Below are 570 nucleotides of genomic sequence, written 5' to 3' on the forward strand. Positions count from 1 at the left end.
GTTAATATACTGCTCGGCTTCTTGAATGATGGATATCGTTTTTTGATAACATATTTCAGACGTCTCTCCCCAAGTGACTAAGCCGTGTTTCTCCATTAATACAAGCTCGGCGTGGGGATTGTTTGCTACGCCTTCAGCGATCATTTTAGACAAAGTAAATCCAGGACGGACGTATGGCACCCATACAAACCGGTTTCCGTAAATATCTTCAGCGATTTGTTTTCCATTATCTGCACAGCATATGCTGATAATCGCATCTGGATGGGTATGGTCAACATGTTTGTATGGCAGAAAAGCGTGTAACAGCGTTTCAATTGAAGGGCGGGGATGTTTGCTGTCTATCATACAATGAGACAGATAGTCTACCATTTCTTCATCTGGCATTTGGTCCCTTTTAATCAGCGGGCGGATATCATCTAATTTCAAACCGGTAAAGTTATGCGCTTTCATTGTTGCCAAATCCGAACCGCTTCCTTTTATCCACATTACTTCTATTTCACGGCCTCTAAAATCCTTTTCCGTTGTTTTCATAGATGTATTCCCCCCGCCCCAGTTGCAGACAGTGCGGTC

1 protein-coding gene is annotated in these 570 nt (G+C 43.2%); it reads right to left on the minus strand.

What is annotated here, in order from left to right; all coding sequences use genetic code 11:
- Positions 1-570, minus strand: a 570-nt coding sequence (locus ACWHAR_RS30345; RefSeq protein WP_452088841.1) for a class II aldolase/adducin family protein, incomplete at both ends; no start/stop codon positions are given.

The sequence above is a fragment of the Bacillus sp. LR--39 genome, from assembly GCF_053613335.1.